At 61.6% G+C, this 26054-nt stretch carries 21 protein-coding genes and 2 pseudogenes; 12 read left to right on the top strand and 11 right to left on the bottom strand.

Features of this window, described 5'->3' with window-relative positions; all coding sequences use genetic code 11:
• Window positions 1-122 precede the first annotated feature (122 nt).
• The 4 genes from GKC70_RS05600 to GKC70_RS05585 all read left to right on the top strand — a co-directional run bounded on the left by GKC70_RS05600 (window position 123) and on the right by GKC70_RS05585 (window position 8366).
• A complete protein-coding gene (locus tag GKC70_RS05600; RefSeq protein ID WP_342650698.1) occupies window positions 123-2003 on the top strand; it encodes a hypothetical protein in 1881 nt (626 codons plus the stop codon).
• Window positions 2004-2084: 81 nt separating this feature from the next.
• Window positions 2085-3044, top strand: coding sequence for a hypothetical protein (locus GKC70_RS05595; RefSeq protein ID WP_342650697.1), 960 nt, complete (start codon window positions 2085-2087; stop codon window positions 3042-3044).
• Window positions 3045-3099: 55 nt separating this feature from the next.
• Window positions 3100-6357 (top strand): hypothetical protein, encoded by a 3258-nt coding sequence (locus GKC70_RS05590; RefSeq protein ID WP_342650696.1) that lies wholly within the window; start codon window positions 3100-3102, stop codon window positions 6355-6357.
• On the top strand, window positions 6330-8366 hold the full coding sequence (locus tag GKC70_RS05585) for an RHS repeat-associated core domain-containing protein (protein WP_342650695.1): 2037 nt from the start codon (window positions 6330-6332) through the stop codon (window positions 8364-8366). The genes GKC70_RS05590 and GKC70_RS05585 overlap by 28 nt, the downstream gene beginning before the upstream one ends.
• Here the strand turns inward: GKC70_RS05585 and GKC70_RS05580 are convergent, their stop codons facing one another.
• Complete coding sequence (locus tag GKC70_RS05580; protein ID WP_342650694.1) at window positions 8367-8612, bottom strand: hypothetical protein; 246 nt, start codon at window positions 8610-8612, stop codon at window positions 8367-8369.
• Window positions 8613-8717: 105 nt separating this feature from the next.
• Here GKC70_RS05580 and GKC70_RS05575 point away from each other — a divergent pair, with 105 nt between their 5' ends.
• Both GKC70_RS05575 and GKC70_RS05570 read left to right on the top strand, forming a co-directional pair.
• On the top strand, window positions 8718-9185 hold the full coding sequence (locus tag GKC70_RS05575; RefSeq protein WP_342650693.1) for a hypothetical protein: 468 nt from the start codon (window positions 8718-8720) through the stop codon (window positions 9183-9185).
• A complete protein-coding gene (locus GKC70_RS05570) occupies window positions 9128-9964 on the top strand; it encodes a hypothetical protein (RefSeq protein ID WP_342650692.1) in 837 nt (278 codons plus the stop codon). Before GKC70_RS05575 ends, GKC70_RS05570 begins: the two co-directional genes overlap by 58 nt.
• Window positions 9965-10603: 639 nt before the next feature.
• Here GKC70_RS05570 and GKC70_RS05565 read toward each other — a convergent pair.
• A complete protein-coding gene (locus GKC70_RS05565) occupies window positions 10604-11473 on the bottom strand; it encodes a carbon-nitrogen hydrolase family protein (RefSeq protein WP_342650691.1) in 870 nt (289 codons plus the stop codon).
• Window positions 11470-12060: a GNAT family N-acetyltransferase gene (locus GKC70_RS05560; RefSeq protein WP_342650690.1), complete on the bottom strand. Its 591-nt coding sequence runs from the start codon at window positions 12058-12060 to the stop codon at window positions 11470-11472. Before GKC70_RS05560 ends, GKC70_RS05565 begins: the two co-directional genes overlap by 4 nt.
• A gap of 115 nt (window positions 12061-12175) precedes the next feature.
• On the opposite strand from GKC70_RS05560, the gene GKC70_RS05555 reads away from it, so the two are divergent.
• A complete protein-coding gene (locus GKC70_RS05555; protein ID WP_342650689.1) occupies window positions 12176-12574 on the top strand; it encodes a nuclear transport factor 2 family protein in 399 nt (132 codons plus the stop codon).
• A gap of 16 nt (window positions 12575-12590) precedes the next feature.
• Here GKC70_RS05555 and GKC70_RS05550 read toward each other — a convergent pair whose 3' ends face one another.
• The 5 genes and pseudogenes from GKC70_RS05550 to GKC70_RS05530 form a co-directional block, all read right to left on the bottom strand.
• A complete protein-coding gene (locus GKC70_RS05550; protein WP_342650688.1) occupies window positions 12591-13169 on the bottom strand; it encodes a DJ-1/PfpI family protein in 579 nt (192 codons plus the stop codon).
• Window positions 13170-13247: 78 nt separating this feature from the next.
• Window positions 13248-14404, bottom strand: a pseudogene (locus GKC70_RS05545) (phosphatidylserine/phosphatidylglycerophosphate/cardiolipin synthase family protein).
• 1 nt (window position 14405) lies between these two features.
• Window positions 14406-14987, bottom strand: coding sequence for a YceI family protein (locus tag GKC70_RS05540; RefSeq protein ID WP_342651473.1), 582 nt, complete (start codon window positions 14985-14987; stop codon window positions 14406-14408).
• A gap of 40 nt (window positions 14988-15027) precedes the next feature.
• Window positions 15028-15333 carry an amidase gene (locus GKC70_RS05535; RefSeq protein WP_342650687.1) on the bottom strand — a complete coding sequence of 102 codons (306 nt, stop codon included), beginning with the start codon at window positions 15331-15333 and terminating at the stop codon, window positions 15028-15030.
• Window positions 15330-16417: pseudogene (locus tag GKC70_RS05530) on the bottom strand (serine hydrolase). Before GKC70_RS05530 ends, GKC70_RS05535 begins: the two are co-directional and overlap by 4 nt.
• A 187-nt stretch (window positions 16418-16604) precedes the next feature.
• Between GKC70_RS05530 and olsB the strand changes: the two are divergent.
• Together olsB and GKC70_RS05520 are read left to right on the top strand one after the other, a co-directional pair.
• A complete protein-coding gene (gene olsB, locus GKC70_RS05525) occupies window positions 16605-17360 on the top strand; it encodes an L-ornithine N(alpha)-acyltransferase (protein ID WP_342650686.1) in 756 nt (251 codons plus the stop codon).
• Window positions 17360-18148 carry a lysophospholipid acyltransferase family protein gene (locus tag GKC70_RS05520; RefSeq protein ID WP_342650685.1) on the top strand — a complete coding sequence of 263 codons (789 nt, stop codon included), beginning with the start codon at window positions 17360-17362 and terminating at the stop codon, window positions 18146-18148. The genes olsB and GKC70_RS05520 overlap by 1 nt, the downstream gene beginning before the upstream one ends.
• A 21-nt stretch (window positions 18149-18169) precedes the next feature.
• Here the strand turns inward: GKC70_RS05520 and GKC70_RS05515 are convergent, their stop codons facing one another.
• Window positions 18170-18742 (bottom strand): ACP phosphodiesterase, encoded by a 573-nt coding sequence (locus GKC70_RS05515; RefSeq protein WP_342650684.1) that lies wholly within the window; start codon window positions 18740-18742, stop codon window positions 18170-18172.
• 152 nt (window positions 18743-18894) lie between these two features.
• Here GKC70_RS05515 and GKC70_RS05510 point away from each other — a divergent pair, with 152 nt between their 5' ends.
• The 3 genes from GKC70_RS05510 (at window position 18895) to GKC70_RS05500 (ending at window position 22308) form a co-directional block, all read left to right on the top strand.
• Window positions 18895-19197, top strand: a complete 303-nt coding sequence (locus GKC70_RS05510) for a helix-turn-helix transcriptional regulator (protein ID WP_342650683.1) — start codon at window positions 18895-18897, stop codon at window positions 19195-19197.
• A 72-nt stretch (window positions 19198-19269) separates the two neighbouring features.
• A complete protein-coding gene (locus tag GKC70_RS05505; protein WP_342650682.1) occupies window positions 19270-20319 on the top strand; it encodes an alkene reductase in 1050 nt (349 codons plus the stop codon).
• 279 nt (window positions 20320-20598) lie between these two features.
• Complete coding sequence (locus GKC70_RS05500) at window positions 20599-22308, top strand: hypothetical protein (protein WP_342650681.1); 1710 nt, start codon at window positions 20599-20601, stop codon at window positions 22306-22308.
• A gap of 62 nt (window positions 22309-22370) precedes the next feature.
• On the opposite strand, the gene GKC70_RS05495 is transcribed toward GKC70_RS05500, so the two are convergent.
• Window positions 22371-24569, bottom strand: a complete 2199-nt coding sequence (locus tag GKC70_RS05495) for an autotransporter outer membrane beta-barrel domain-containing protein (RefSeq protein ID WP_342650680.1) — start codon at window positions 24567-24569, stop codon at window positions 22371-22373.
• A gap of 210 nt (window positions 24570-24779) precedes the next feature.
• Window positions 24780-26051 carry a hypothetical protein gene (locus GKC70_RS05490; protein ID WP_342650679.1) on the bottom strand — a complete coding sequence of 424 codons (1272 nt, stop codon included), beginning with the start codon at window positions 26049-26051 and terminating at the stop codon, window positions 24780-24782.
• Window positions 26052-26054 lie beyond the last annotated feature (3 nt).

The raw sequence follows: 26054 nt of genomic DNA, 5'->3' as shown, positions 1-26054 counted from the left end.
TCGATCTTGGCTCTGGGCCCTTTAGCGACACAGGCCGGCAGCCCCAACTGACATTTTTGTTAGTTCACAACACGAATCTTCCACTCTACCGTCCATCTATGCCGACCTGTGGAGATTCGATCATGTCCAAGACTCCTTCGCCAAAACCGCAATGGCTTGACGAATTCAGCCTCTATCTGACTTCCCGCAGTGACCGTGTCTACAACAATGGTCGCCAGCAGCTCGAACTGACCGTGCTGATCATTCCAGCCGACGGTCAGACGCTGAGTGATGCGCAGTTCGACTCCATTGGCCTGGCCTACCAGAGCGAAAACGGCGAGTGGCTCGACCTCGCCCAACAGGATGCGGCCTGGTTCTATGAGACCGCGCATGACCCACGCTATGACCACTATCCCTCGATCACCGATATGTCGGAGCCTGTGGTGGTGCCTGCGTACGCGAGCCACGGTTGCCTGAAACGGCTCTATGTCCGCTGCAGCGCAGCGCAGGGCGAATCGATCAACGTGCGAGGCACTATCATGGGTGCGACCGACACCGTGTTCTCGACGCCAGAGCACGTGGTGACGCTCATCGCCGAGCAATCGCCCACCTACGGCTTTCCCGAAGATTACGAGTGGCTGAAAAGAACGCGAGTGGGTGACCGGCTGTTCGAGGGCAGCGATATCTGCGATGAACACTTCATCATCGAACATACGCTGCGCCCCAAGCACGTGGCGTTTTCCTCTGCCCAGCTTGCACAGCCCGTGACCCATAGCGGTCAGTTGATACGCTGGGGCGATATCGACCCCTCTGCCAACCGGGCGAGCTTGGTCAGCCTTGCGTTTCCAGGATCGGCGGATGTGACGCTGACCAGCACAATACAGGCCGACCCTGCATTGAGCCAGCGGCTGGTCAAGCAGCCCATCTCGTCCAGTCAAGGGCAGATCGTCGTTGTACTGCAGGGCGAACCCGAGGTGCCTCGCACATTGTCGGGCAATGCCGAGCACGCCCCATTGCAGATCGAAGCCTACGACCGCCATGGCGCCCGGCACCCGTTGTCGATTGATTTCAAAACGCCTGACGACCGTTTTGAACTTGACGTGGCCAGTACATTCGAGGCTGAGCTACAGGATGTCGCCAATATCAGTTACTTCAGGGTCGCGGGCTTGAATTCGTCCACCGACGGGGCTCGCTGTCCGCTGTACAACAACGGTCGCCAGCAGACTTATGTGCAAGTGATCATCGAGGCCACCGACGAGAGAGACCAAGTTATTACAATTCCGGACAGCGTAATCAATAAAATTACGCTGGTGGATTACAACACGGGCGCGGCATTACCGGGCAGCTACACCATTAGTCGGTCTCGGAGCGCGGTCGACAAGCGCTTTGTGTATTACCCCACACAGATCGCCGGCGATGAGTCGTCGGCGGCCGAGACACTCCGTCAGAGTGTGACCTTCTACATAAAAACCTCGACCACTGAAAACAGACGAATTGCTGCCAAATTGATACACGGCGGAAAAACGTATCACACCTACGACCCGTCGCTCCCTGCGGGAGACGGAAAAACCCAGTCGGGACGATCCAACACTTCCGCGATGATCGAGCCCAAGATCCAGAACTACCATTTCGAACAACAAAGTGACTATGTGGGTGTTCAAAAGGATCTGGGGGTAGGTCTAGACCCATACATCAGCGACGTCGACCGTTTCGAAGTACGTCTTAAAGAGGGACTGGCGCACCACCTTGTTTATTCAAGACACTCAGATAACCATTTCGGCTGGTTTCACAGCGGAAACGCCTGGAAATATAACTGGATCTACATGTTCCAATTCAATGGAAACACCTCGAGGAAAGCCGTCAAGGGAGCGATTTACCAGAACCTTACAGTTCCTGACAATGCATTTTGTTTAGCGCGCGTGCGTGTCACTAGCGTCAACTGGTCGGACGGCGCGGCATCTCAAGAACGGGGGTGCGCTATACCGTTTGTGACGAGCAGGGGAACGAGCATCGTGTATGGGTGATTTCCAAAGAGCGTATGAATCGAGTGACCCTCTGAAAGGTTTCATTCCTCTCTCACTTTCGTTCATACGGAGAATGATGTCATGCCTAACTTTCATACCGATCCGGCGCTGTGGCTCGAAACGTTCAAAGTGGAATTGACCTCCGCCAGTGCCAATCTTTATGGTAATGGACGGCAGCAGTCTCAGATCCGATTGACCGTCGAATTGCAAACGGGCCAGCCGCCGCTTACCGAGGCCCAACAAAAGAGCCTCAAACTTGTTCTGGAGCGGGACGACGGCACGTATGAGCCTCTACCTTTCGAGGGGGCAAACGCTCTTTTGTGGGCGCAGACCTCCGTTAAAGACGAGCGCTACGATCTCATGCCCGGATCCGGCACGCAGGCACCCATTGCGCCTGATACCGCGCGTGCCTTTAGTAAGGTGATGTACGTCACCACGCGTGCAGCGGGCGGTGCCAACGCAAAACTGCGCGCGATGATTCAAAAGGATGAGCGCACCACGTACTACACCGACAACGAATCCGGTTTCGATTCCTATGTCATTCTCTCCACCATCACGCCGCCCACCTTTTCAGAAGGTGACTACGTCTGGGTCCGTTCTTATGAGCGCGGCAATATCAACAATGTCTTTCTCCACGAATACAAGTTGCAACTCAAGGGGCTGGGTCTGTCATCACCCACTCAGACGATTGCCCCCGGAATGATCCGTTGGCAACGTAACGAACCCAGCGAAACCTATGCGACCTATGTAGGCATGGCTTACCCAGGCACGGACAAGACCGTCCACTACGAAAGTGCGATCAAAACCGGTAACACGTTCGTACCTGCACGCCAGGCCAACACCCCAGGTAATGACGCACTGGTCCTGGTGCTCAATGGCGCCGACAACATCAACTTTTACAGCGACGGACTGGACTATGGCGGCCCATGTTCAGTCAAAGTCACAGATCGCCACGGTAATGAACATATTCTTTCCTTCGCCTTTGCCAGTGAAGGAAGCGATCTGGAGCGGCGAAGCAAAATCGTCGTGAGCTATTCATGACTTCTGCCCGCCCTTGATCACAAAGCGCCTGCTCACCTGATAGGAAGGCCTGCCCATGACCCACTCCCGTGCCGATGAGTCCAGTGCCACGCCCCACCTCTTCAACGCCAGTGACATTCATACTCAGGGCAACAACTTCCTGCACGCGGTGCAAACCAGTGCCGACCCGCGCACGGGTCAATTCAACATGGCGATCACTGTTCCACTGGGCCAAGCCAATTTCATGGGTGGCCCTAACTGGTCGTTCACGCTCTCCTACAGCATCTTGTCTTCTCAGCAGGACAGCGGTTTCGGTCTGGGTTGGTCGTTGCAGTCTACGCAACTGACGCGTCGGCAGAACATCTGGACCCTGCGTCTGTCTTCTGGCGAACAGTTCGTAGTTGACCTGTCGCAATCAGATTTGCAACCCGGTGGCCGATTAGTGCTGGAAGACTTCAAGCTGGAATCCATGCAAGTCACCCGGCTGGACAGTGATGATCCCAACGGCGAAATGCGCTTCAGAATCTTCCACAAGACCGGCGAGATGGAGTTTCTTCAGCGGCTCAATGGATCAGGTGACACCTACCTGTTGTACGAGATGCGCAGCGCTGAAGGTCATCGTTTGCATTTCGACTGGCTCCGGGCCAACGACCTTTACCACCTGATGGCGGTGCGCGATGAGCAGCGCACACTCCTGCGTTACGACCGCATGAAAAAGCACGTGATCCTGGAGCCAGGATCACCCATCGAGTCCACCCTCCAATTGATCCAGAGCAATGGCGAACTGAGCCGATTGATATTGCCCGAAATCGACATGCCATTTGTTTTTCACTACATCAATCGGCAGGTAGGCGACCAGTTTCTACGCTTGCCGGATCGTCTCAGTGGGCCGCTCGGTGCACTCGATACCATTAACTGGAGCAGCACGCTCAGCGCCTCCCATGCCTTGCCGAAGAATGCGCCCCTGGCCTTCGTGCCCCGTGTCATCAGTTGGCTGCACAGCGATGGTCCGTTCTCAACGAGCTTGTTGCGCCGCTATGGCTGGAGTGGATCGCGCAACTACCTGGGTGGCGGCAGCAGTCAGGCCTTCGATTGGGAAGCGGGGCACGACTCGCTCTATCGATTAACGACGCGTTACGAGTACAGCAATACCGAAACACAGATCAGCGGAGATCTACGCACGTTGGAGTGGCTTCAAGCCACCGAGCGGCTCCATGCAACGGTTGCGCAGATCGACACCGAGGCCTTGTTGACGACCCTGCTCGCCGCTGACGTGGTGGCCGAGAATGCGACGATCACGCGGACCTGGGACCGGCATCACCTGCTGATCAAGGAAGTGACCCTGAGCGGGACGTGTGAAACCACACGAGAAACCCAATACGGCGTCGATTACGCAAAAACCTGGAAAGCACAGATTCCCCAATGTCAGTTACCGCACCAGATATCGACCACCTACCGCGACACCCTGACCGATCGTACGCTGACCGAACTCACCACCCATGAGTACGATACGTTCGGCAATACGCTGCGCACCTGCTTGCCCACGCTGGTCGAGGAAGTCAGCGACTACTACCCCGCCTCTGGTGAACTGAAGGGCTGTCCCGCCGATGCGTCCGGCATGGTGCGTTTCCTCAGACGCAAAACCATCCACCCTGCGCCGGACTGTCCGGGCGAAGCACCAACGCTCTACACCTACTACGAGTACGATGCCCTACCGTCGCTGATCACGGGTGACCCTGACCATGCGGTGGCGTGCCTTGAGCAATTGGGTGACGCGTGCTCCGAGGAAGTGATCGAGAGCACCGAACAAAGCTATGAGCGCCAGCAGGGCGAACACTATGGTCGGCAAAAGAAAGTCGTTACCACCCTCAATGGCAAATCCACCACGATCCTGTTCGATTACCGCATCACCCGCGATGCCAATGAACCCCCGCTGCTGTGGACCACGACCAAGACCCAAGGCTTTGAAAACAACGAACTCACCACCTCCAGCAGCGAAGACGCGCGGTCTCTGCTCAGTGGCCTGACCTACTGCCAAGTCAGCACGGCCGGCGTGCGGACGCTCTATACCTACGACCGCCTGGGTCGCGTCATCCGCACCCTCATCGCCCAGGGTACGGCGTTCGAAGTCGAACGCACCTGCAACTTTCACCTGGATGATGAGTTCGTTGCCCAGCACGCACCGCGCATCGGTGACGAACTGACGTCGATGGTGGCACTGGAAGAAACCGATGCCACCGGCCAGCGCAAGCGGACCTGGCTCGATGGCAGCAGCCGCGCCGTGCTGATTCAACTCGAGGACATCGACAACAGCCCTGACATTTTTCGCGACGTCACGGTTTTGAGTTACGACGCGTGGGGACGTGAAATCGAGGAAATTTCAAAAGACTGGGACAGCGACGGTGAATGTCTATTCGCCTTGACGTCCAGCACCGCCTACGACGACTGGGGGTTTGTGTGCCGTCAGACTCATCCCACAGGCGTCATGACTCACACCCTCACCGACCCAACGCGCAGGACGGTCGCCACTTGGCAGGAAGGCACCGACGGAACACTGACGAGTCACCAGACCACCACCTCGAACGCGGCGGGAAGCCCACTGCAAACGGTGCGTTCAGACGAGAAAGGACAGACCGCAGTCACCACCCGATTCACCCGCGACGGTCTCGATCGGGTGATCGAAATGCGCACTGAGCCTCGCGACGGTCTGGCTCGGATCACCGAATTCGAGTACGACTGTTATTCACGACTCATCGCACGTCTGGAGCACATTCGCCAGAGCGAAGAAGACGAAGACTACCCCATTCGCATCACCCGCTGGCAGTACGCCGCGCACAGTGACGCCGAGCACCCTGAGGCGCTGTCTGTGGAAGTGGTCAAAAGCGGCGATGAGCCCCGGAGGTGCGCCATGAATAGCAGGCCTCAGACCAATGTGCTCATGCTGGCAACACAGGACTTCGACGGTCTGGACCGTCCACTGAGCCTGTGCGTCGGCGGCCGTAGCACGCACTACCGTTACGTTGCCAATCAATTACCCGCAAGCTGCCATGTGCTTGCTGATGGCCAGGAAGTGGAATATGGCTATGTTCCAGCACTGGGTAACCTGGTTCGCCAGATTCGAGCGCAAGGCGAGGCCCCCCAGGACTACAGCTACGATCCGTTGCTCGGCCTGATTCAGACTCGCAAGGGCGCACTTGGCCAACAAACGACAACCTACAACGCCAGTGGCCAACCCAGTACCGATACGTGGTCGGTGGAGGGGCCAAGTACCTCACCACTTGGCATCACAGCCTCTGTCGGCGCCTGTTGGGGCTCGAAGATGCGAGCAAGCTGACGCACAGCCGCGATTACGATGAACATGGAAGGCTCTGCCAATTCCAAATCGATCAGATCACCTGCTGCATCGATTACGACGAGCTTTCCCGACCTTGCACTCACACCACCACCGATTCTGCCAGCGGACAAACCCTGGTGCGGACCCAGACGTTCGACCACCTCGGCCGCGAGCTGACTCGCCGCTTCGTCTACACTGACGGCAATGTGACATCCACCCAAGTGCAGACGTTGACCTACACCGATCTCGATCAGATCAAGACCCGGCATTGGCAAGAGGGCACCCGCCAGAGCCAGGAAAACTATCGGTATGACGTGTTGGGTCGCCTGGTGCTGTATACGGCGACACCGGGCATCACCCAGGATCCGTTCGGCAATTGGGTGGTCGAGCAGTCTTTTACCCTGAATCCGCTGGATGGCTACGACAGCGTGCGCACTACCTTTGCCGATGGCAGCAGCGATCAGGCCAGTTATCACTACGACAATGCCGAGGATCCCTGCCAGGTCACCGCTATCGACCACACGCATCCCAGTTGGCCCGCACGGATCAGCTTGAGCTACGACGCACGTGGCCGCCTGGCTTCCGATAGCCTGGGCCGTCGCCTGACATGGGACGCTCAGGACCGCGTCACTCAGGTGGAGTACCAGGGTCAGGTGTGTACCTATGGCTACGATCCAAGTGGCAACCTGTGTGATCGCCAGATCGGCACGCAAACCAGCCGCGCCTTCTACAGCGCCGACCAGTTGACCCACGAACAGCGCGGCGATGATTTGATCCAAGTGCTAAGCGATGCAAATGAGCGCTTCGCGCTGAACCGTCTGACCCAGGATGTCCGTCAAGGTGTCATGTTGCTGGGCTGTGATGGGCAAGGCAGCGTCTGCGTGGAAGCCGACTCTCAGGTTCGCCACCGCCACTACACTGCCCATGGAGCGGAGGCGACAGCGCCAACGCTTGGGGACAATCCTTTCGGCTTCGCCGGTGAGCGTCGCGAGCCTCTGACGGGCTGGTACATAGCGGGCGGATACCGACCTTACGACCCACTGCTGCTGATGTTCCTCGCCCCGGACAGCGCGAGCCCATTCGCTGAGGGTGGAATCAATGCCTATGCCTACTGCGGTGGCGATCCCGTCAACCGTATCGACCCGGACGGCCATGGTGCGTGGGACTGGGTGAAGGTAGGAATGGGTATCACACTGGGTGTGGTGGGAGCCGTGATCAGCTTCGGCGCCTTGGCCCCAATCCTAGCCGCGGGCCTCAGCGCGCTGACGGTAAGTGCGGTGCTCTCTCTGACTTCCGCCACTCTCGGTATCATCTCTTCGGCCACAGGGGTGGCATCGACGTTGTTCATGTTGGCCGATAAGGACAGCAAAGCGGGTGAAGTCCTGGGTTACATCTCCCTCGTCACTGGGTGGGCCAGCACCATTACAGGGGCAGGCGCGAAGTATCTGGATTGGCGTAAAGAGACCGTATCGCCTAGGGGCTTCTCCCTGAACCGAGCCAGATCCAGGTCCTCGAGTACAGACGGCCTAAACATCGGCACATTCCGAGCGCGTACATTCAGAGCAGGGTCGCGCAGTGCCTCCACTTCGCCCAGCCTCTCACTGCGTACCCCCTCAGGAAGCCCGGTGTCGCAAGGAGCCGCCCGCGCGCTCAACAACCCAAACACTCAGCTCCTGGAAACGCCTGGGATCGAGATGGACGTGCTCAATCGGCCGGGCACGCTGCGCACAGGCAGCACTTCGACGGGGATAGGCCCACGCACGCCATCGCCATCGCCATCGCCATCGCCATCGCCCAGCGTCAGCTCGGCGGACGTCGCCTCCAGCCCGCCCCCGCGGCCGGGTGAGTTGAGCACGGCGGGCCACACGCCCCCACCTCATAATCGTTTCGGACAACTGTCTGCCGACACGAATGGCGCGGGCAGCCCATTCGCCGCCCGCGGCTCGGCCTCCCAACGGCCACCCGTAGAAAGATTGTTCGGTTACTACTATTCCATGGGCCACTTCTGATCAACCACGGACGAAGGTCATGGCCATGAAATCATCGGCAGGGTTGTCGGTCGCCAGGCGTTCGACGGTCTGGGACGCCAGATCACGGTCGAGGTCGGTGGTCGCCGCACAGGCTTCGACTACCAGCCGGGGCGGTTGCCGACCTGTGCCAACCAGCTTGCCGATGGCACGCGCATCGCCTACACCTATGAAGCCAACCTGGACGAGCGCCCGCTGACCATCGCGCCAACCGGCGGGGCGATCCATGCCTTTGCCTACGATCCTGTCTTAGGTCTGCCGTCGTCGCGCAGCGGCCCGCTCGGAACTCTCGAGTTCAGACACGAGCGGTCCGGTCGGCCAGTGGAAGACGTCTTGACCATCGATGGCCAAGTGCACTCGACGCAGTGGCGGTACTCGCTGAACAAGCAACTGTGCGGTTTAACGAATGCCCTAGGTGCCGACCATACGTATCACTATGATGCTTCCGGGCGACTCGCCCAGCATGTGCAGGGCGAAATCACCACCACCTTCACCTTCGATACTTTCTCGCGCATCGATACCCTCACCACCACCCATGGCAAAAACACCTTGGTCCGCACGCTCAACTATGACAGCCAGGGCCGCGAGCACAGCAGAACCTTCAGCCTGGACACCGCTGGCAAGCATCAAAAGTGCACGCAGACGCTGGGCTATACCGACCTGGATCAGGTGGCCATACGAACCTGGGAAGACGGCGATCACAACGGGGGGAAACCTTCAGTTACGACAATCTGGGACGCCTTGTGCGCTACACCGCCGACATCGCCGTCGCTCCAGAGGATCCGTTCGGCAACCGCGTGATCGAGCAGACTTTTGCTCTCAACGCGCTTGATGGCTATACCGAAGTCCACAGTCGGTTCGCCAACGGCGGCACCGACCAAGCCACCTTCTTCTACGACAACCCTGCGGATCCCACCCAAGTCAGCCGCATTACGCACACCTACGCCAGTTGGCCCGCACAGATCGACCTGACCTACGACGCCTGTGGACGCATGATCGCCGACAGCCTCGGTCGCCAGCTCACCTGGGATGCCCAGAGCCGTCTGGCTCGCGTCGATTACCAAGGCCAGCGCTGCGACTACCGGTATGGTCCCAGTGGCGAACTCATCGACCGGGTGCTGGATGGCGCGCTTACCCGCTGCTTCTTCAGCGGCGACCTGCTGACCCATGAGCAAACAAGCAAAGAGGTCCAGCAGTGCATTGGCGACAGCGGCACGCTGTTCGCGCTCAATCGGATTACCGAGGGCGTGCGCAAGGTCACCCTGATCGGTTGCGATGCACAGCGCAGCGTGCGTGTGGAAGCCGACGACACGCTGCGGACCCGTCGCTACAGCGCGCACGGCGCCGAGACCGAGGCGGCTGGTAACGGCCCGTATGGCTACGTCGGGGAGCGTCGCGAACCTTTGACCGGCTGGTACATTCCAGGCGGCAACCGTCCCTACGACCCCATGGTGATGGGGTTTCTGAGCCCCGACGATGAAAGCCCGTTCGGACGTGGTGGCTCAATCGCTATGCCTACTGCGGGGGCGATCCGATCAACCGCATCGATCCAGACGGCCATGCCTGGTGGACATGGGTGATCGCAGGTGTCGGCACAGTATTGGGCGTGGTGGGCACCGTAGCCACGCTTGGCGCTGCAGCCCCGGCTTTCGCAGCCCTCCTCGCCGGGGTCTCTCCACCCTGACCGCCACCAGCGTCATGGCGATGACGGCTGCCACCTTGAGCGTCGTGGCGCTGGGAACCGGCATCGCATCGACGGTACTCGAGGCGACCAATACCGACTCGAAAGCAGCCAACATCCTGGATTCAAGTGGCAAGATGGTGCGGCCAGAACGGGTGGCGCTCGAAATACAGGACTGGATGGTTGCTAACGGTAGACCAGACGGAGAACCCTTTACCTTGGTGGCGTGCTGGGCGGGTAAGTCCGGCGCAGCCAAAAGGTCAGCGACGTGACAGGAAGGCCGGTGACTGCGTACATGGACGCAATAATGGTGGAAGATCCCCTCATGTCCACGAAACTGACCAATAAAACCGTCCCCATGGCCGAGGCGCCAAAATCCTGGTGGGCCAGCCTCACCGGGCAGCCCACGCAGCACACACCTGCACCGTCGCGGATTTTCATCCCACAGGTCCGAATCGTATAAGCGCCGGAGCCCGAAAGACCGACGCCCACTCGCCCACGGCCCTGCCGGGTCACAACGCTGTTGGACGCAGTGGCTTCAGTCGATGGCCATGTGCTCAGGCCAGTCGCGTCGTGTCAGCACTTGCCCTTCGCTACGCAAACCCACCACAGCGTCCAGGTCCAGTTCGCCCACCAACCACTGGCTGTGAGCGGGCATCAGGTGCTCGCTCTGGGCCAGCACCCCATCGCTCGGCATGCCATGGTCCGGCGGCACATACAAACCGGCGCGGCCGATGTTCTCGTCCAACGCTGGCGACCAGGGCGCCAGCCCCACGGTCGGGCTCTGCAACACCGCCACCTGGTTCTCCAGCGCCCGCGCCTGGGCGCCGATGCGCACGCGGTGATAACCGGCCTCGGTGTCGGTGCAACTCGGCGCCAGAAGCAAGTCGGCGCCCTGCTCGGCCAGACGCCGTGCCAACAGGGGAAATTCAGTGTCGTAGCAGATCAAGATGCCCAGACGCCCCAGCGCCGTATCGAACACCTTCAGGCCCTGCCCGGCGGCAATGTTCCAGTGCTCGCGCTCGAAGCGGGTCATCATCAGCTTGTCCTGAAAACCCAGCGCACCGCTTGGACCGAACAGCCAGGCACGGTTGCGATAGCGGCCATCGGCGTCGAGCACCGGCAGCGTGCCAGGTTGCAGATACACCCCCAAGTCTTTGGCGAGGCCCTCGCACAACGCCCACCAAGGCGCGACCAAAGGCTGGATACCGGCGATCGAACCGTGCAGGTCACTGCGCTGGTCGGGCGGTAACTGGCCACTGAGCGCCAGCCCTGCGTACTCGGGCAGCAGCAACAGTTGGGCACCGCTGCGCGCCGCTTCGACGCACAGGTCGCGCAGATGATCGGCATAGGCATCCCAGGTTTCATGCAGTTCGATGGCGTACTGGCACGCTGCGAGCCGAATCATGGCAACAGGTCCTTGAGCCAGAACGACAAAGTCTTGTCCGACACATCGTCCTGATCCAGGTCGCGCCAGGCATAGGTGGTGCGCAACGATGCCTGATGAAGAAAGCCGCGGTTGCGCCAGAAACCATGCAGTGGCTTGTAGTCATCGGGCCGCAGCGGGTGTCCGTTGGGACGCTCCACGGTGCAGAACGTGCAGTAGTGAAAACCGCCGAGCTTGTGCGCATAGGATTCGCGCTCGATGAAGAAGCGCACGCCCAGCCCACGCCCCCGATAGGCCGGCAACAGCACGGACTCACCGAAGTAGTAGACGGTATCCGGGTCGCGGCCTTGATCCAGGAAAGGCTGGCGAAAGGCATCGGTTTCGTCGCCCAGGGGCAGGCCGGTGGAGGCGCCCACCACCTGGCCGTCGTCCACCGCCAGCACCACCAGGCTGCGCTCGGAGGCCATGTAGGTGGCGAGGTAGTCGGATTCGTACTCCGGCGTGCCGTCATAGAGGTAGGGAAACTCGCGAAACACCGTCAGGCGCAGGCGAGCGAGGTCATCGAGGTAAGGCGCGATGGCAGCGCCGTGCAGCAGGCGTATTTCCATGCGGGACGGTCGTTTTGTCGATAGGGATGACGCGCTCGGCTAAGCCGGGCCTGAAGGGAAACCCTATCATCGGCGGCACGCTCGGCCCTTTCCCCTCCGCGACAGGTATTTCTCCATGACCGCTACCGAACTCGTCACCGCCTACTACGCCGCCTTCAACGCCGGTGACATGCCAGCCTTCCTCGCCCTGCTCAGCGAAGACGTGATCCACGACATCAACCAGGGCGAGCGGCAGATGGGCAAGGCCCGCTTCGCCGCCTTCATGCACAAGATGAACCGCTGCTACCGCGAGCGCCTGGCCGACATCGTGGTAATGCAGAACGCCGACGGCAGCCGAGCCGCCGCCGAGTTCACCGTGCACGGTGAATACCTGGCCGACGACGAAGGCCTGCCCGCCGCCAACGGTCAGACCTACGTGTTGCCGGCCGGGGCGTTCTTCTATATTCACTGCGGCAAGATCGCCCGGGTGAGCAACTACTACAACCTCAACGATTGGCTCGAGCAGGTGAGCTGAAGCCGGTCACCCCCACTCACGAAATGCGTGTACCCAGCACCTTGAGAAACGCTGCCAGCCAGGCCGGATGCGCAGGCCATGCGGGCGCGGTGACCAGATTGCCATCGACATGGGCCTGGTCCACGGCAATGTCCACGAATTGCCCACCGGCCAGCTTCACTTCCGGCGCACACGCCGGGTAAGCACTGCACCGCCGCCCCTGTAGCACGCCGGCAGCGGCCAGCAGTTGCGCGCCGTGGCACACCGCGGCAATGGGTTTGCCGGCCTGGTCGAACGCCCGTACCAAGGCCAGCACGCGTTCGTCCAGGCGCAGATATTCCGGGGCGCGTCCGCCAGGGATCACTAGGGCGTCATAGCGTTCAGCACGCACCTGGACGAAATCGAAGTTCAGGGCGAACTGATGACCCGGCTTCTCGCTGTAGGTCTGGTCGCCTTCGAAGTCGTGGATGGCCGTGCGCACCGTCTGCCCGGCGATCTTTTCCGGGCAGACCGCATGCACGGTGTGGCCCACCATCTGCAGGGCCTGGAACGGCACCATCGCCTCGTAGTCTTCGACGTAATCACCCACCAGCATGAGAATCTTCTTGGCCGTCATCGCATCCACTCCTTCGTGTGCAGGGAACATTCCCTGCACCATAGTCGGCTTCGTCGATGACCGATACTGCGCGCCGCGTCAGCTGCGCCGGTCGAGCAGAATCACCACCAGTCGGTCGAGCCAGCCCCAGAGCCGTTGCTGCGCCCGCCGCCACAGTGGCCGGGCTTTCCAGTGATCCAGGTCGACCTCTTCGCTGAGCGCGAAGTCGCGCTGAAAGCTGGCCACCACCGTTTCGGTGAACGGCCGATCCAGTGCTTCCAGGTTGGCTTCCAGGTTGAAGCGCAAGTTCCAGTGATCGAAGTTGCATGAGCCGATGCTGACCCAGTCGTCCACCACCGCCATCTTCAGGTGCAGGAAGCACGGCTGGTACTCGAAGATGCGCACGCCGGCGCGCAGCAGGCGGGGATAGTAACGATGGCCGGCATAGCGTACCGACGGGTGATCGGTGCGCGGGCCGGTGAGCAGCAGGCGCACGTCGACGCCGCGTTGCGCGGCACGGCGCAACGAGCGACGCACGCTCCAGGTCGGCAGGAAATACGGTGTGGCCAGCCAGATGCGCTGCTGGCCACCGCTCACGGCGCGCACCAGCGCGCGCAGGATGTCGCGGTGCTGGCGGGCATCGGCGTAGGCCACCCGGCCCAGGCCCTGACCCTGCGCAGGCATCCTCGGCAGGCGCGACAGACCGAAGCCTTGGGGCGGACGCCAGGCCGTGCGGCGGTGGTTGGCATGCCACTGGCGGTCGAACAGCAGTTGCCAGTCGAGCACCACCGGACCTTGCATGCGCACCATCACCTCGTGCCACTCGCTGGTGGCATGACCAGGCGTCCAGAACTCATCGGTGACCCCGGTTCCCCGACAGCCGCCCACTGCTCGTCCACCAACAACAACTTGCGATGATCGCGGTACAGGTTGCGCAGGCCGCGGCGCCAGTGCAGAGGGTTGTACAGCCGCAGTTCGACGCCCGCGGCGTGCAACCGCTTGCGCAGGGCCGTCGCAAAGGCCAGGGCACCGTAGGCGTCGAACAGGCAGCGCACGCGCACGCCGCGTGAGGCTGCATACTCCAGTGCCTCCACCACCGCCTGGGCGCAGGCGCCCGCTTCGACCAGGTAGAGCTCAAGGTCGACCTGACGCTCGGCGCGCTCGATCGCCGCGAGCATGACAGGAAAGAACTCGGGGCCGTCGACCAGCAGTTCGAACTGGTTGCCATCCCGCCAGGGGAAGACCGGCCCTGGCATGTCAGCGGGCGGTGAAGATCAGCACCGCATTGACCGGTACCGACGGGTTGATCGACTTGAGCCCGGCGAAACTGCGCAGCGTTTCCAGACTCGGCAGCAGGTCGAAATCCTGGGCCTGCAACACCAGCGGTTCCAGGGTCACCACCTGAAAGCGGCGCTCGTCCAGACGCGTGACCAGCAGCAGGGCATTGTAGGTGTGGGATTGGTCGCGCAACGTCACTGTCACCGGCAGGCGCAGCTCCAATTGGGCGCCATTGGCCAAGTCGCTGACCGGGCGCAGGTCCAACTGGGCGCTCACCGTCGCCTCGGGAAAGCGCGCCACCTCGAACAGACCGTCACGCATCCGTTCGTCGCGCAGCGGGATGCCGCTGCTGACCGAATCCATCTCGATGCTCAGCCCCGCCGCGCCCTTTCGGTCGATGGTGCCGTGCAACACCAGAAAGCGTTGCACGTCGGCGGTGTCGCCGTTGTTACCGGTGATGAACGACAGGCGCGAGGACTCACCGTCCAGGTGCCAGTTGGCGTGGGCAGGCAGGCACAGGGCCAGGAACAGCGCGGGCAGCAGACGCAGCAGCATGGAGATACCTCGGAAAGCGAGACCGCCAACCTTACCGCGTGGCCATTCACGGCAGCAAGCGACAACCCTCGCGCGGCCCCTGCCACGCCGCCTGGCTCTGACGGCCCAGCCCTTGGGCGAGCGCGCGGCGGGTGTCGGTGTGCTCCTCCAGGCGCGTGAGCGGCAGGTACTGCTTCACATAGCCCCGGCAATAGCCCTCGTCCCAGCCCATGACGAAGCGGCATGAGCAGTACTCCTTGGCCGAGTAGGCCGGCAGGATGCCGGGGAAATCCACCAGTGCCTGGCGCTCGAACCAGGCCCAGATCGCCATGCCCAGCAGGGCTATCGACAGCACCCCATACCGACGCTTCATCGCACCTCCTCCCCCAGTGCCGCCAGCACCCGCTTGAGCAACTCGTCATGGCGGTAGCTGCCATCGCGGTCGTCCGCGTAGCGAACGATCACCAGTTTCTGCGTCGGCAGGATGTACAACGCCTGCCCCCAGTGGCCGAGGGCAGCGAAGGTGTCGGTGGGGGCGTGAGGCCAAGGACGCGGCTGGGCGGGCAGCGGCTGATTCAGCCACCAGTGACCACCCGGGTTGGCCTCGCCTGGCACCGGCTCGGCCTGGGGAACAGCGTACGGTTGAACGTCACCCAGTCGGCGGGCAGCAACTGCCGGTCGCGCCACCGCCCATCGCGCAGCATCAGCAGGCCGATGCGCGCCAGGTCGCGGGCGCTGAGGTAGAGGTAGGAGGAGCCCACGTAGGTGCCAGCGCCGTCGCGTTCCCACACCGCATGGGCAATGCCGAGGGGCTCGAACAGTGCCTGCCAGGGATAGTCGGCGTAGCGCTCCGGCGCCAGCATGCCGCGCAGCGCGGCGGCCAGCAGGTTGCTGTCGCCGCTGGAGTAGACGAAGCGCCGCCCGGGCGTCTCGGCCTGCGCCTTGCCGGCCGCATAGGCGGCCATGTCGTGGCGGCCGCGGGTATAGAGCATGGCCACCACCGAAGAGTTGAGCGGCGCATACTCGTAGTCTTCCTGCCAGGCAAGACCACTGGCCCAGTGCAGCAGATCCTGCAGACGCACCTGCGGGTGCGCCGCGAGTGCCGGGTAGTAGCGCGCAGCCGGATCGCCGAGCTGGAAACGTCCTTCCCCCTGGGCGATGCCCAGCAGCGTGGCCAGCACACTCTTGCTGATCGACCAGGTCAGGTGTGGCGTGTCGGCGGTGGTGGGCGCTGCGTAGCGTTCATGCAGGATGCGGCCATCGCGCACGATCAACAGGGCGTCGCTGCGCACGCCACGGCGCTCGACGTCATCGCGCGGGGCGAAGGCGTAACGATCCACCGCTTGCCAATCATAGTGTGCGGGATCTTCCAGCCATTGGCTGTCGGGCCACGCCGTGGCCAGCGCCGGCAAGGCGAACAGTTGCAAACAGCACCACAACCCTCTGTTCCAGAACATCAGCATCTCCCGCCGCAGGCACTGCGTGCAGCTTCCCATCTGCGCATGACAATCCGGCGGCGACGCACCGCCCAGCCTGTCATGCAAGCATCACTAAAGAGTCATGGAGGTGACACTGCCTCTACCTAGGCTGACGTTGCACAACAAAGCCGACCGGCCGCCCTTGGCTGGCTTATGGAGACTCGCAATGACTCGGATCGCTCGCTCTGGCCACAACAGCACTGAACGCCGTCTGCAAGCCCAACGCTTGGTCGGCGCCGCGGCCCTGCAGGAAGCCCAGGCCCTGCGCTACAAGGTGTTCAGCGCCGAATTCAAGGCCAAGCTCAAGGGCGCCGAACACGGCCTGGACATGGACGACTACGACATCCATTGCCGCCACATCGGCGTGCGCGATCTAGCCACCGGGCAGTTGGTCGCCACCACCCGCCTGCTCGACCACCAGGCCGCCAGCAGCCTGGGGCGTTTCTACAGCGAAGAAGAATTCAGCCTGCACGGGCTGCTGCAACTGCAAGGCCCTATCCTCGAGCTGGGCCGCACCTGCGTCGATCCGGGTTACCGCAATGGCGGCACCATCGCCGTGCTCTGGGGCGAGTTGGCCGAGGTGCTCAACGAAGGCGGCTACAGCTACCTGATGGGCTGCGCCAGCATCCCCATGCAGGATGGCGGCGTTCAGGCCCATGCGATCATGCAGCGCCTGCGCGAACGCTACCTGTGTAACGAACACCTGCGCGCCGAACCGAAGAAGCCGCTGCCGTCGCTGGCTTTGCCGAACAACGTCATCACCGAGATGCCGCCGTTGCTCAAGGCCTACATGCGCCTGGGGGCGAAGATCTGCGGCGAACCGTGCTGGGACGAAGACTTCCAGGTGGCCGACGTGTTCATCCTGCTCAAGCGCGACGACCTCTGCCCGCGCTACGCCCGTCACTTCAAGGCGGCGGTCTGATGCCGAGCGTGCGGGCCAGTGCCCGCCTGGTGCGCCTGATGCTGGTGCTGCTGCTGGGCGTGGCCATGGCCACGCTCATCGCCGTCGGCGAACGTCTTGGCCTGCGCGCCGGCAGCGAACGCCGCCAGCGCTGGAGCTGCCGCTTCATGAAACACCTGGTCGGCGCCCTGCCCTTCGAAGTGCGGGTGATCGGCACCTTGCCGCAGCAACCGATGCTCTGGGTCAGCAATCACATTTCGTGGACCGACATCCCATTGCTGGGCATGCTCACGCCGCTGTCGTTCCTGTCCAAGGCCGAAGTGCGCCAGTGGCCGCTGGCCGGCTGGTTGGCGGAGAAGGCCGACACCTTGTTCATCCGCCGCGGCGGCGGCGACAGCCAGCGCCTGCGCGAGCAGATCGGCGCGCGCCTGGGCCAGGCCTGCCCGCTGCTGATCTTCCCCGAAGGCACCACCACCGATGGCCGCGCCCTGCGTACCTTCCACGGGCGCCTGCTGGCGGGCGCCATCGATCACGGCACACCGGTCCAGCCGGTGGCTATTCAATACCTGCGTGAGGGCGAGCCGGACCCGATTGCGCCGTTCGTCGGCGACGACGACTTGCTGTCGCACCTGCTGCGGCTGTTCGGCCAGGCGCCTGGCCAGGTACTGATCCACCTGCTGCCGCCCTTGCACAGCCAAGGCAAGGAACGCGCGGTGCTGGCATTGCAGGCTCAGCAGGCGATCCATCTGGCGCTGTATGCCGAGCAGGAAAGCGAGCCGCTGCCGCAACGCCAGGCCAAGGCAGCGTGAGGCATCGCGGGCGCGGCGCGCTCAGCGTCGCGTTGCCGCAAATGCCTGCAACTGCGGGTAGAAGGCGCGGAAATCAGCCGTCAGTGGCTCGTACAACGCTTCCAGTTCAGCCATCACGCCGAGCAGCGCTTCGGGCCGCGACAGCCGTCGCCCAATGCCTCGAAACACCGCCTCCAGCGTCGCGAAATCGGCATAGGCCCCCAACCAGTCATCTGCGGCCATTAACGGCGCAATCCGCGCCAGGCGTCCTGGCAACTCGGGCTCGGCTAGCAGCACCTGGTAGAAGCGCTCGGTGAACAGCGCCAGCGGCTGCTGGGCGTAATCCTGCCAATGCAGGGCCAGGCAATGGTCGAAGAACACGTCGAGCACGATGCCGGCAAAGCGCCGCCGCTCTTTGGGAAAGCGCGCCAGCGCGGCCAGCACCAGGGGATGGCTGTCGGTATAGGTATCGATGTGACGGTGCAGCCTGATCGCCGCTTCGAGTTCGGGAGCGAAGCGGCCTTGCAGCGAGCCTTTGACGAAATCGCCATACAGGCTGCCGAGCAGTTGCTGGGGCGCAGGGCCGCCCAAGTGGAGGTGTGCCAGATAATTCATGGCGGCAGTCTAGCACCGCCGCCGCACATATCGTTATAACGCGATATAACGATTTCGAACCAACTCAGAACGGCTCGGTCTTTATATATCGCGAGCAGACGATCTATATTTCGCTCTATCGCGATATACCGCTACAGACCACGAGCCCAGCCATGCCCCTCGATCTCGACGACATCATCAAAGCCCTGACCCATCCGGTCCGCCGAGACATTCTCAATTGGCTCAAGGACCCCGCCGCGCATTTCCCAGAACAGCATCACAGCACCGAGTTCGGCGTGTGCGCCGGTCAGATCGACCAGCGCTGCGGCCTGTCCCAATCGACCGTGTCGGCGCACCTGGCCACCTTGCAGCGCGCTGGCCTGATCAGCAGCCAAAAGGTCGGGCAATGGCATTTCTTCAAACGCAACGAGTCGACCATCCAGGCCTTCCTCGAACAGATGAGCCAGGAGCTTTGACCGTTACCCCACTTGTGCGGCGCCCTCGGGCGCTGCCTTCACCGTCCACCCTACCCTTGCGAGGCTTCTGACATGACCACGCTTTTCGATCCGATCACCCTGGGCGACCTAACCCTGCCCAACCGCATCATCATGGCCCCGCTGACCCGCTGCCGCGCCGACGAAGGCCGCGTGCCCAATGCGCTGATGGCCGAGTACTACGTGCAGCGTGCCAGCGCTGGGCTGATTCTCAGCGAAGCCACCTCGGTGACGCCGATGGGCGTCGGCTACCCGGACACCCCCGGCATCTGGTCCACTGAGCAGGTGCGCGGCTGGCTCAATGTGACCCAGGCGGTGCACGCTGCCGGCGGGCGAATCTTCCTGCAACTGTGGCATGTCGGGCGCATCTCCCACCCGTCCTACCTGAACGGCGAACTGCCGGTGGCGCCTAGCGCGATCAAGCCTGAAGGCCATGTGAGCCTGGTGCGTCCGCTGAGCGACTACCCCACGCCGCGCGCGCTGGACACCGAAGAAATCGCCGACATCGTCGAGGCCTACCGGATGGGTGCAGAGAACGCCAAGGCCGCCGGCTTCGACGGCGTGGAGATTCACGGCGCCAACGGCTACCTGCTCGACCAGTTCCTGCAGAGCAGCACCAACCAGCGCACCGACCAGTACGGCGGTTCGCTGGAAAACCGTGCGCGGTTGATGCTGGAAGTCACCGATGCGGTGATCGAGGTGTGGGGCGCTGCGCGCGTCGGCATGCACCTGGCGCCACGGGCCGATGCCCATGACATGGGCGACGCCAACCGCAGCGAGACCTTCACCTACGTTGCGCGGGAGTTGGGCAAGCGCGGCATCGCCTTCATCTGCTCGCGCGAGAAGGAAGCCGACGACAGCCTCGGCCCGCAGATCAAGGCAGCGTTCGGCGGTCCTTACATCGTCAACGAGCGCTTCACCAAAGCCAGCGCCAATGCCGCCCTGGCCAGCGGCAAGGCCGATGCCGTGGCGTTCGGCGTACCCTTCATCGCCAACCCGGATCTGCCAGCACGTCTGGCGGCCGATGCTGCGCTGAACGAGCCGCACCCTGAAACCTTCTACGGCAAAGGCCCGGTGGGCTATATCGACTATCCGCGTTTGTGATCGCGCAGCAGAGAATGAGCCGGCCCGGCTCATTCTCTGCCTTCAGTCGATCATCTGACGCGTTGGGCAGGCCGCTTGACGTTGGCTATCGCGCGCAAGCCTGGTTCGTGACCGACCTGATATTTTTGTCAGTTTCCAAACAAAGGCCCACACCGCTCAATAGAACATCACACACCCCCGCCGCTTCACCGGGAGCCGATGATGTCGACAACACCGCACCTCCATGCGCCAAGGGAGCTACTGCCCAGTCCCACGGTGGACTATGCCGAAAGAGGGGCATTGGACCCCGACAAGGTACCTGCCAGTGGTACCCGCATCCGGGTACTGACAACCGCCAACACTCAGGTCGGTGACATTCTCCATGTCTACTGGACAGGGCCGGAAAACGACGAGAACGACTCGCTTACCGACTACATGCCGATCAACGCACAAAATGCGGGGCGCGAGATTCCTTTTCCTGTCGCCAAACGATTGGTGTCTGCCAACGAGGGGCAACAAATTACAGTCGGTTACGAAATCGAACGGGAACGACAACGACTCCCCTCCGAGGTACTGCGCCTGACAATCGGCGGTGCGCAAGGCCAATACCCCCGGCCTAAAGTGGTACAAGCCCCTGCCGACACGCTTGATCCCATGACGGCGCGCAACGGAGTCGAGGTCGTGGTCACCTATCCCACCATGAGCACAAGCCAGAACATCACGCTGCACTGGCAGGGCACGCCGGGTGCAGGGACCCCCGATCCACAATCCGAACGGGGTAGTGCGTCGGGAAGCCAGTCTTTCGACATTCCTGCCGCAGTCGTCGGGGCCAATGTCGGTAAAAGCGTGACGCTTTACTACCGCGTGACCTCGCAAAATGCTGAGCCGATAGCGTCAGAGCGCACGATACTGACGGTATCCCCCTTCGCCGCGACCGACCTACCCAGCCCAGACGCTGAGGAAAGCCGCAATGCAACGCTCGACCTCAGCACCTTCGCATCGGATGCCCACCTCACGACCGTACCCTGGCCGCTGATTGCCATCGGACAACGTTTTTGGATGCAGGCTGAAGGTGAGAACAGCGACGGCTCGCGTTACTCCAAGGCTGTTGCCACCGCCCAACTCGTTACATCCTCACATCTCAACGACGGACTGCGCTTGCCACTGGCGCGCAGGGATCTGGAAGGCTTGCGCAACAACAGCACGCTGACACTTTCGTTACGGGTCACTTTCGACGGGGCCAATGATGCTGCCTCGGCTCAGCCATTTACTCCGACGAACCTGCGGGTGGTGGTGCAACCTGCAGCAGCGCTACCTGCTCCGGTCATCATCCAGGCAGTGGGGGGCAAACTTGACCCTCTGAATGCCCTTGGCTCGGCCATCGCCAGGATCCGTTATCCCGATATGCTCCCGAGCGACACACTGGTGCTCTATTACCGAAACGATTCTGGCACATACGTGCCCGTAGACGGCTATGTGTCAGGCAGTGTCACCCAGACCCAATACATGAACGTCCCACACGCAATAGTGGCATTGCACATCGGACGCTCTCTGGTCATGCAATACCGATTGACTCGGGCCGACGTCAATCTTCCCGACGCCAGCAGCGAGGAGCTCAAGCTGGACATCCAGCCTTTTTCGCCAGAGCTGCTGCGCGCGCCCATGCCTGAGCAAGCCGTCAACGGCGTACTGGATCTTAAACGCTTCGCCACGGATGCAGCACTGGTGCTAGAAGATTGGTTCTGGATGGCCGCTGGGCAACGGCTATGGCTCACCGTCAGCGGCACGCTCGCCAGCGGCAGGCCTTTCAGTCGCAAGCTTGCCGAAGCACAGCTCATCACCGCCCAACAGGCGGGGCTGGCCTTGGTCTATACATTGGAGAGAAGCGATCTGGCATCGCTCGAATCGGGCAGCGAACTTCACTTCGAAACCTCGGTGAATTTCGAAGGCAACGACCGAAAGTCACGCGCATTGGCCTTCCCGGCCTCGAAGGTCACGATCCGCCTCTAACTGCGCAGGCAAAGACTCGAGCCCGCGCAATCACCAAGGTGAGTGAGCGGGCTCGAGCGTTTTCAGAAGTTGTAACGCAAGCCGAGATTCACACCATAGGGCTGCTCGATGTTTTCGCCGTTGCTGTATTGGAACTCGCCATGCAACTGCAATACCTCGGATACCTGAGCCGCCAGGCCGACGGCGAATTCTCCGCGGGTGCCGGACAGGTCGTTGCTGAAGCGGTTGTCATTGACCCTGACCTTGTTGCCCTTTATGAACTCATGAGCCGCAGCCGCCTTGACATAGGGCTGCACAGTTGCGCCCCCCTCGAGCTGAACATTGCGCCCGAACTGAGCCCCCATCTTGCCCAGCACCGAATCGGCACCGTCACTGCGCGCTCGCAAACCGTTGTCCAGCGAGTAGCTGTCAGAGCCGACCCACAGAGTCGACAGTTGAGTGAAGGGTTCCACATACCAGCCACCGTCGAGTTTGATGTGTTTGCCGACTTCGACCGAGGCGCCCAGGCCGCTGTTGTCATAGCTGCCTTTGCTGCGCACGCCATCACTCATGATCACATCGCCGCGATTGTCGAAGCGGTTGTACTTGATCACGCCGTCAACGTAATAGCCGGCGTCGGACATCCACGTGGTATAGGCACCCACATAGTAGCTCTTGACCTCGCCGGACGACCCCAGGCTGAAGCTCAGGTCAGATTCGCTGTAGCCGCCCATGACCCCAACCAGCCAGCGCCCATCGTAGCCAGGCACAGCGCCGTCGGCACCGACGCTCAGTCCGCTCTGACTCTGCTGGTAGGCGACACCGCTACCGGCGGACGTATTGAACCGATTGCCATAGCTGCGCATCCAGACGCCCTGCCCCTGCCCCAGGCGCAACTCGCCCATACGGGTCCGCAGCGACGACAGCTCGCCATACCAGACGGTGGGCGCTGCACTGAACAATCCGAGGACTACGCGAGCGCCAGGGGTGACGATCGGGCCGCCCCCGTCATCGACCTTTTGCACCAGATACCAGTTGTCGTCGTTCTCGCCCTTTTCCAGGGTATAGACGAACGCTCCCCGATCGACATCGTTCTGCAGACCGAACTGAGCACTACCGCCCCCGGTCTGCACGAGCAGTTGCGGCTTGGCACCGTCCTTGGGTTCGCTGCCGGTGCTGCTGACGCTCAACTGGTGATTGCCATTGGCCTCATTCCTGACCACCAATTTGTCGCCTTCGGATTCGGCCAGATCGACCTTCATCACGAATACGCCATTGCCCGACAAGCTATCGACGGTCAGGGTCTTGAATCCTCCGGATACCGTGCCATCGGTATTGAGCACTACCCTGCCGCCATTGAGCGAAAGGTCCTTCACTCCATCGCTCTGCAATTGACTCAGCACCCAGGTGGCGTTGTCGATCCCCAGGCTTCGCACATTGCTCATATTGCCGGTCAGGGTCGCCTGATTACGCAGGGTGACATCTGCATTACTGCTGGCATCGACCACGATATCGCCTTGAAGCGCGCTGTCGTCGACAACAAAGTCTGCCGTCATGCCCCGATTGACTTCCAAAATGTTGCCGTTGCTCCCAGAGAGCTGGCTCTTGTTTCCCACCAGAATATGCGCTGTGCCCTTGTTGCCGTTACCACTGTCCCTGACAACGATGGCAGCGCCGTTCTGGCCCACCACAGTGGAACCATCGAGGTTGACACGCGCCTCGGGCGCCGCAGTGTTTCGATCCTGGCGCATTTCGATACCCGAAGTTGCGCCAGTGATGGTTGTACCTTGCGAGGCATTGAGTGTCGAACCCAATATGAACGCCCCCACGCCGCTGGTCCCAGTGACGGAGGTACCCGCCAGATCCAGCGTACTCCCACTCGCAAAGCTCACGCCGCTTTGGCCAGTGATGCTGCCGCCAGTGGCACTCATGGTCGAAGCCAAGGCGCCGGTGGCGCCAAAGCTGCCGCCGGTTACCGTCGCATTGCTCAGGCGCGCCGAGCTGCCATCGGTCAGAGACAAGCCGGAAGCCAAGCCTCGCGCTTGAATCGTACCGCCATCGACGACCACACTGGAGCCACTGCGCGCCTCCACATCCAGGACACTGCCGCCCGAAACCACCTCGAGGCTGGAGCCGTTGAGCAAGGTGTAGAAATCGGATTCAGGCGCATCGACACGTGCGCTCTCCCCGTCGAGGGTCTTGGCATGGGCGAAGCCGTTGACTGTCATCGCTACCAGGGTGGCGACAAAGGTGAGGCGTGAGGTGTGCGTATAAAGGGCCATGCTGAGTCTCCTGCGTTGAATCGCCTTCCTGATTCTGCTCAGCGCATTCGAATGGCGGCAGATCATGTCCCCAACTCCAGGCCTACTTACTGCCGGCCCCGGAAACATCATGGCGAAAATTGGATGGCCGCGGATTATCCAGATCCTTTGAGATCATTTATGTAGGAATTTTCCGGGCCTTTTAATGAATCCATGGGTCTGCAACGCCCTTTACGGTTGCTCAGCCTGGTCTGCAGCGTGATAGGTGAACGGATCGCCCTTGCCATACTGGCTCTCATCCAACCGAATCACTGGCACCCAGAGATGGGTACGGGCCTTGTACTTTGTCTGGTACACCTTGGCGTCCGCCCCGGCTCCGGCCTTGCCGGCAATGTAATAGAAGGCTTCGATCGGCAGTTTCTCGCCGATGTTCTGAGGCCAGGTCTGGATGAGTATCTCGTTCCAGCCAGAATTCATGTTGGGCAACGAGGTGGCCCTGGCTTGCAAGGCGGCCAGGAACTGAGAGGGCACCTGGGTGCTGAGCGAGCATTGGTAGCCTGAGTCACGCACGCTACGCGCGTGACTGACCCACTGCGCGGCAGTGGTGACGTTGATTGCGGCGCAGGAGCTCTGGTCGACGACGCTGAAGGTGCGCAACCCACAGCCGTTATTGATGGCGTTGGTCGCAGTACTTGCGTTGTAAGGGTAGATACAGCGCAAGGTCTGGGCCTTTCCTTGAGCGATGGCGGTTTCCTGGTCCGTGAAGATGAAACCACTGCGTCCGAACAGACCGGGGGTATGGGAATCCATGCGGCTGAATGAGAACGACACCGATCCCAGCCTTTGCGAACCCGGACTTGGATTCCAGGGATCGAAGGCGTCGTTGTTCGTGCCCCGCGTTATCACGCCACTGCAGTAATAGGCCGGGGTATTGCCGGCGCAAGCCGCGGGTAGCGCCCGATAACGTTCGTTCAACCGCGCAGCGACGAGTTCTCCAGGGGACAAGGCGGATTTGACGATCTTCAGATCCAAAGGTGCGGATATCACCAAAGGTTTACCCTCTCGCCCTAGGCTCGCTGTGATGCGCACGGTCTTGTCCACGTTTTTGGCGACATCGTCCTTGTTGATCTGGAAGCGGATATCTCCGGTGCCGTCATAGCGTTGCGTGGGCGGTTCCAGGCGGTCTACCCCCTGCCAACGCAGTCCGACGATGTCATCGCGGCGCAGCGCTGAACCGTCTACCTTGATCGGAGTGCTGACACCGATCCGATTGAGATCAAGCTCACCCTGCACCCCCTGCTCGGCGATGGGCGCGGCTATCGGCGACGGCGTCAGTATCCGCGCACTAACCGCCTGGGAAATACGCAGTGGATTACCATCGCCTCCCACGCTCGCCGTGATCATCACCGCGCTACCGAAATTCTGGTCGACGATGCTCGGCGGTACTTTGAACAGTACAGGCCCGATGGTCCCAATCTTCTGCACGGGCAGCGTACTGGTCACGCG

The sequence above is a fragment of the Pseudomonas sp. REB1044 genome, assembly GCF_038813925.1.
GTDB classification, from domain to species: Bacteria; Pseudomonadota; Gammaproteobacteria; order Pseudomonadales; family Pseudomonadaceae; genus Aquipseudomonas; species Aquipseudomonas boreofloridensis.
The sequence above is the reverse complement of the archived record's forward strand: the minus strand, read 5'-3'. Positions and strand labels throughout refer to the sequence as shown.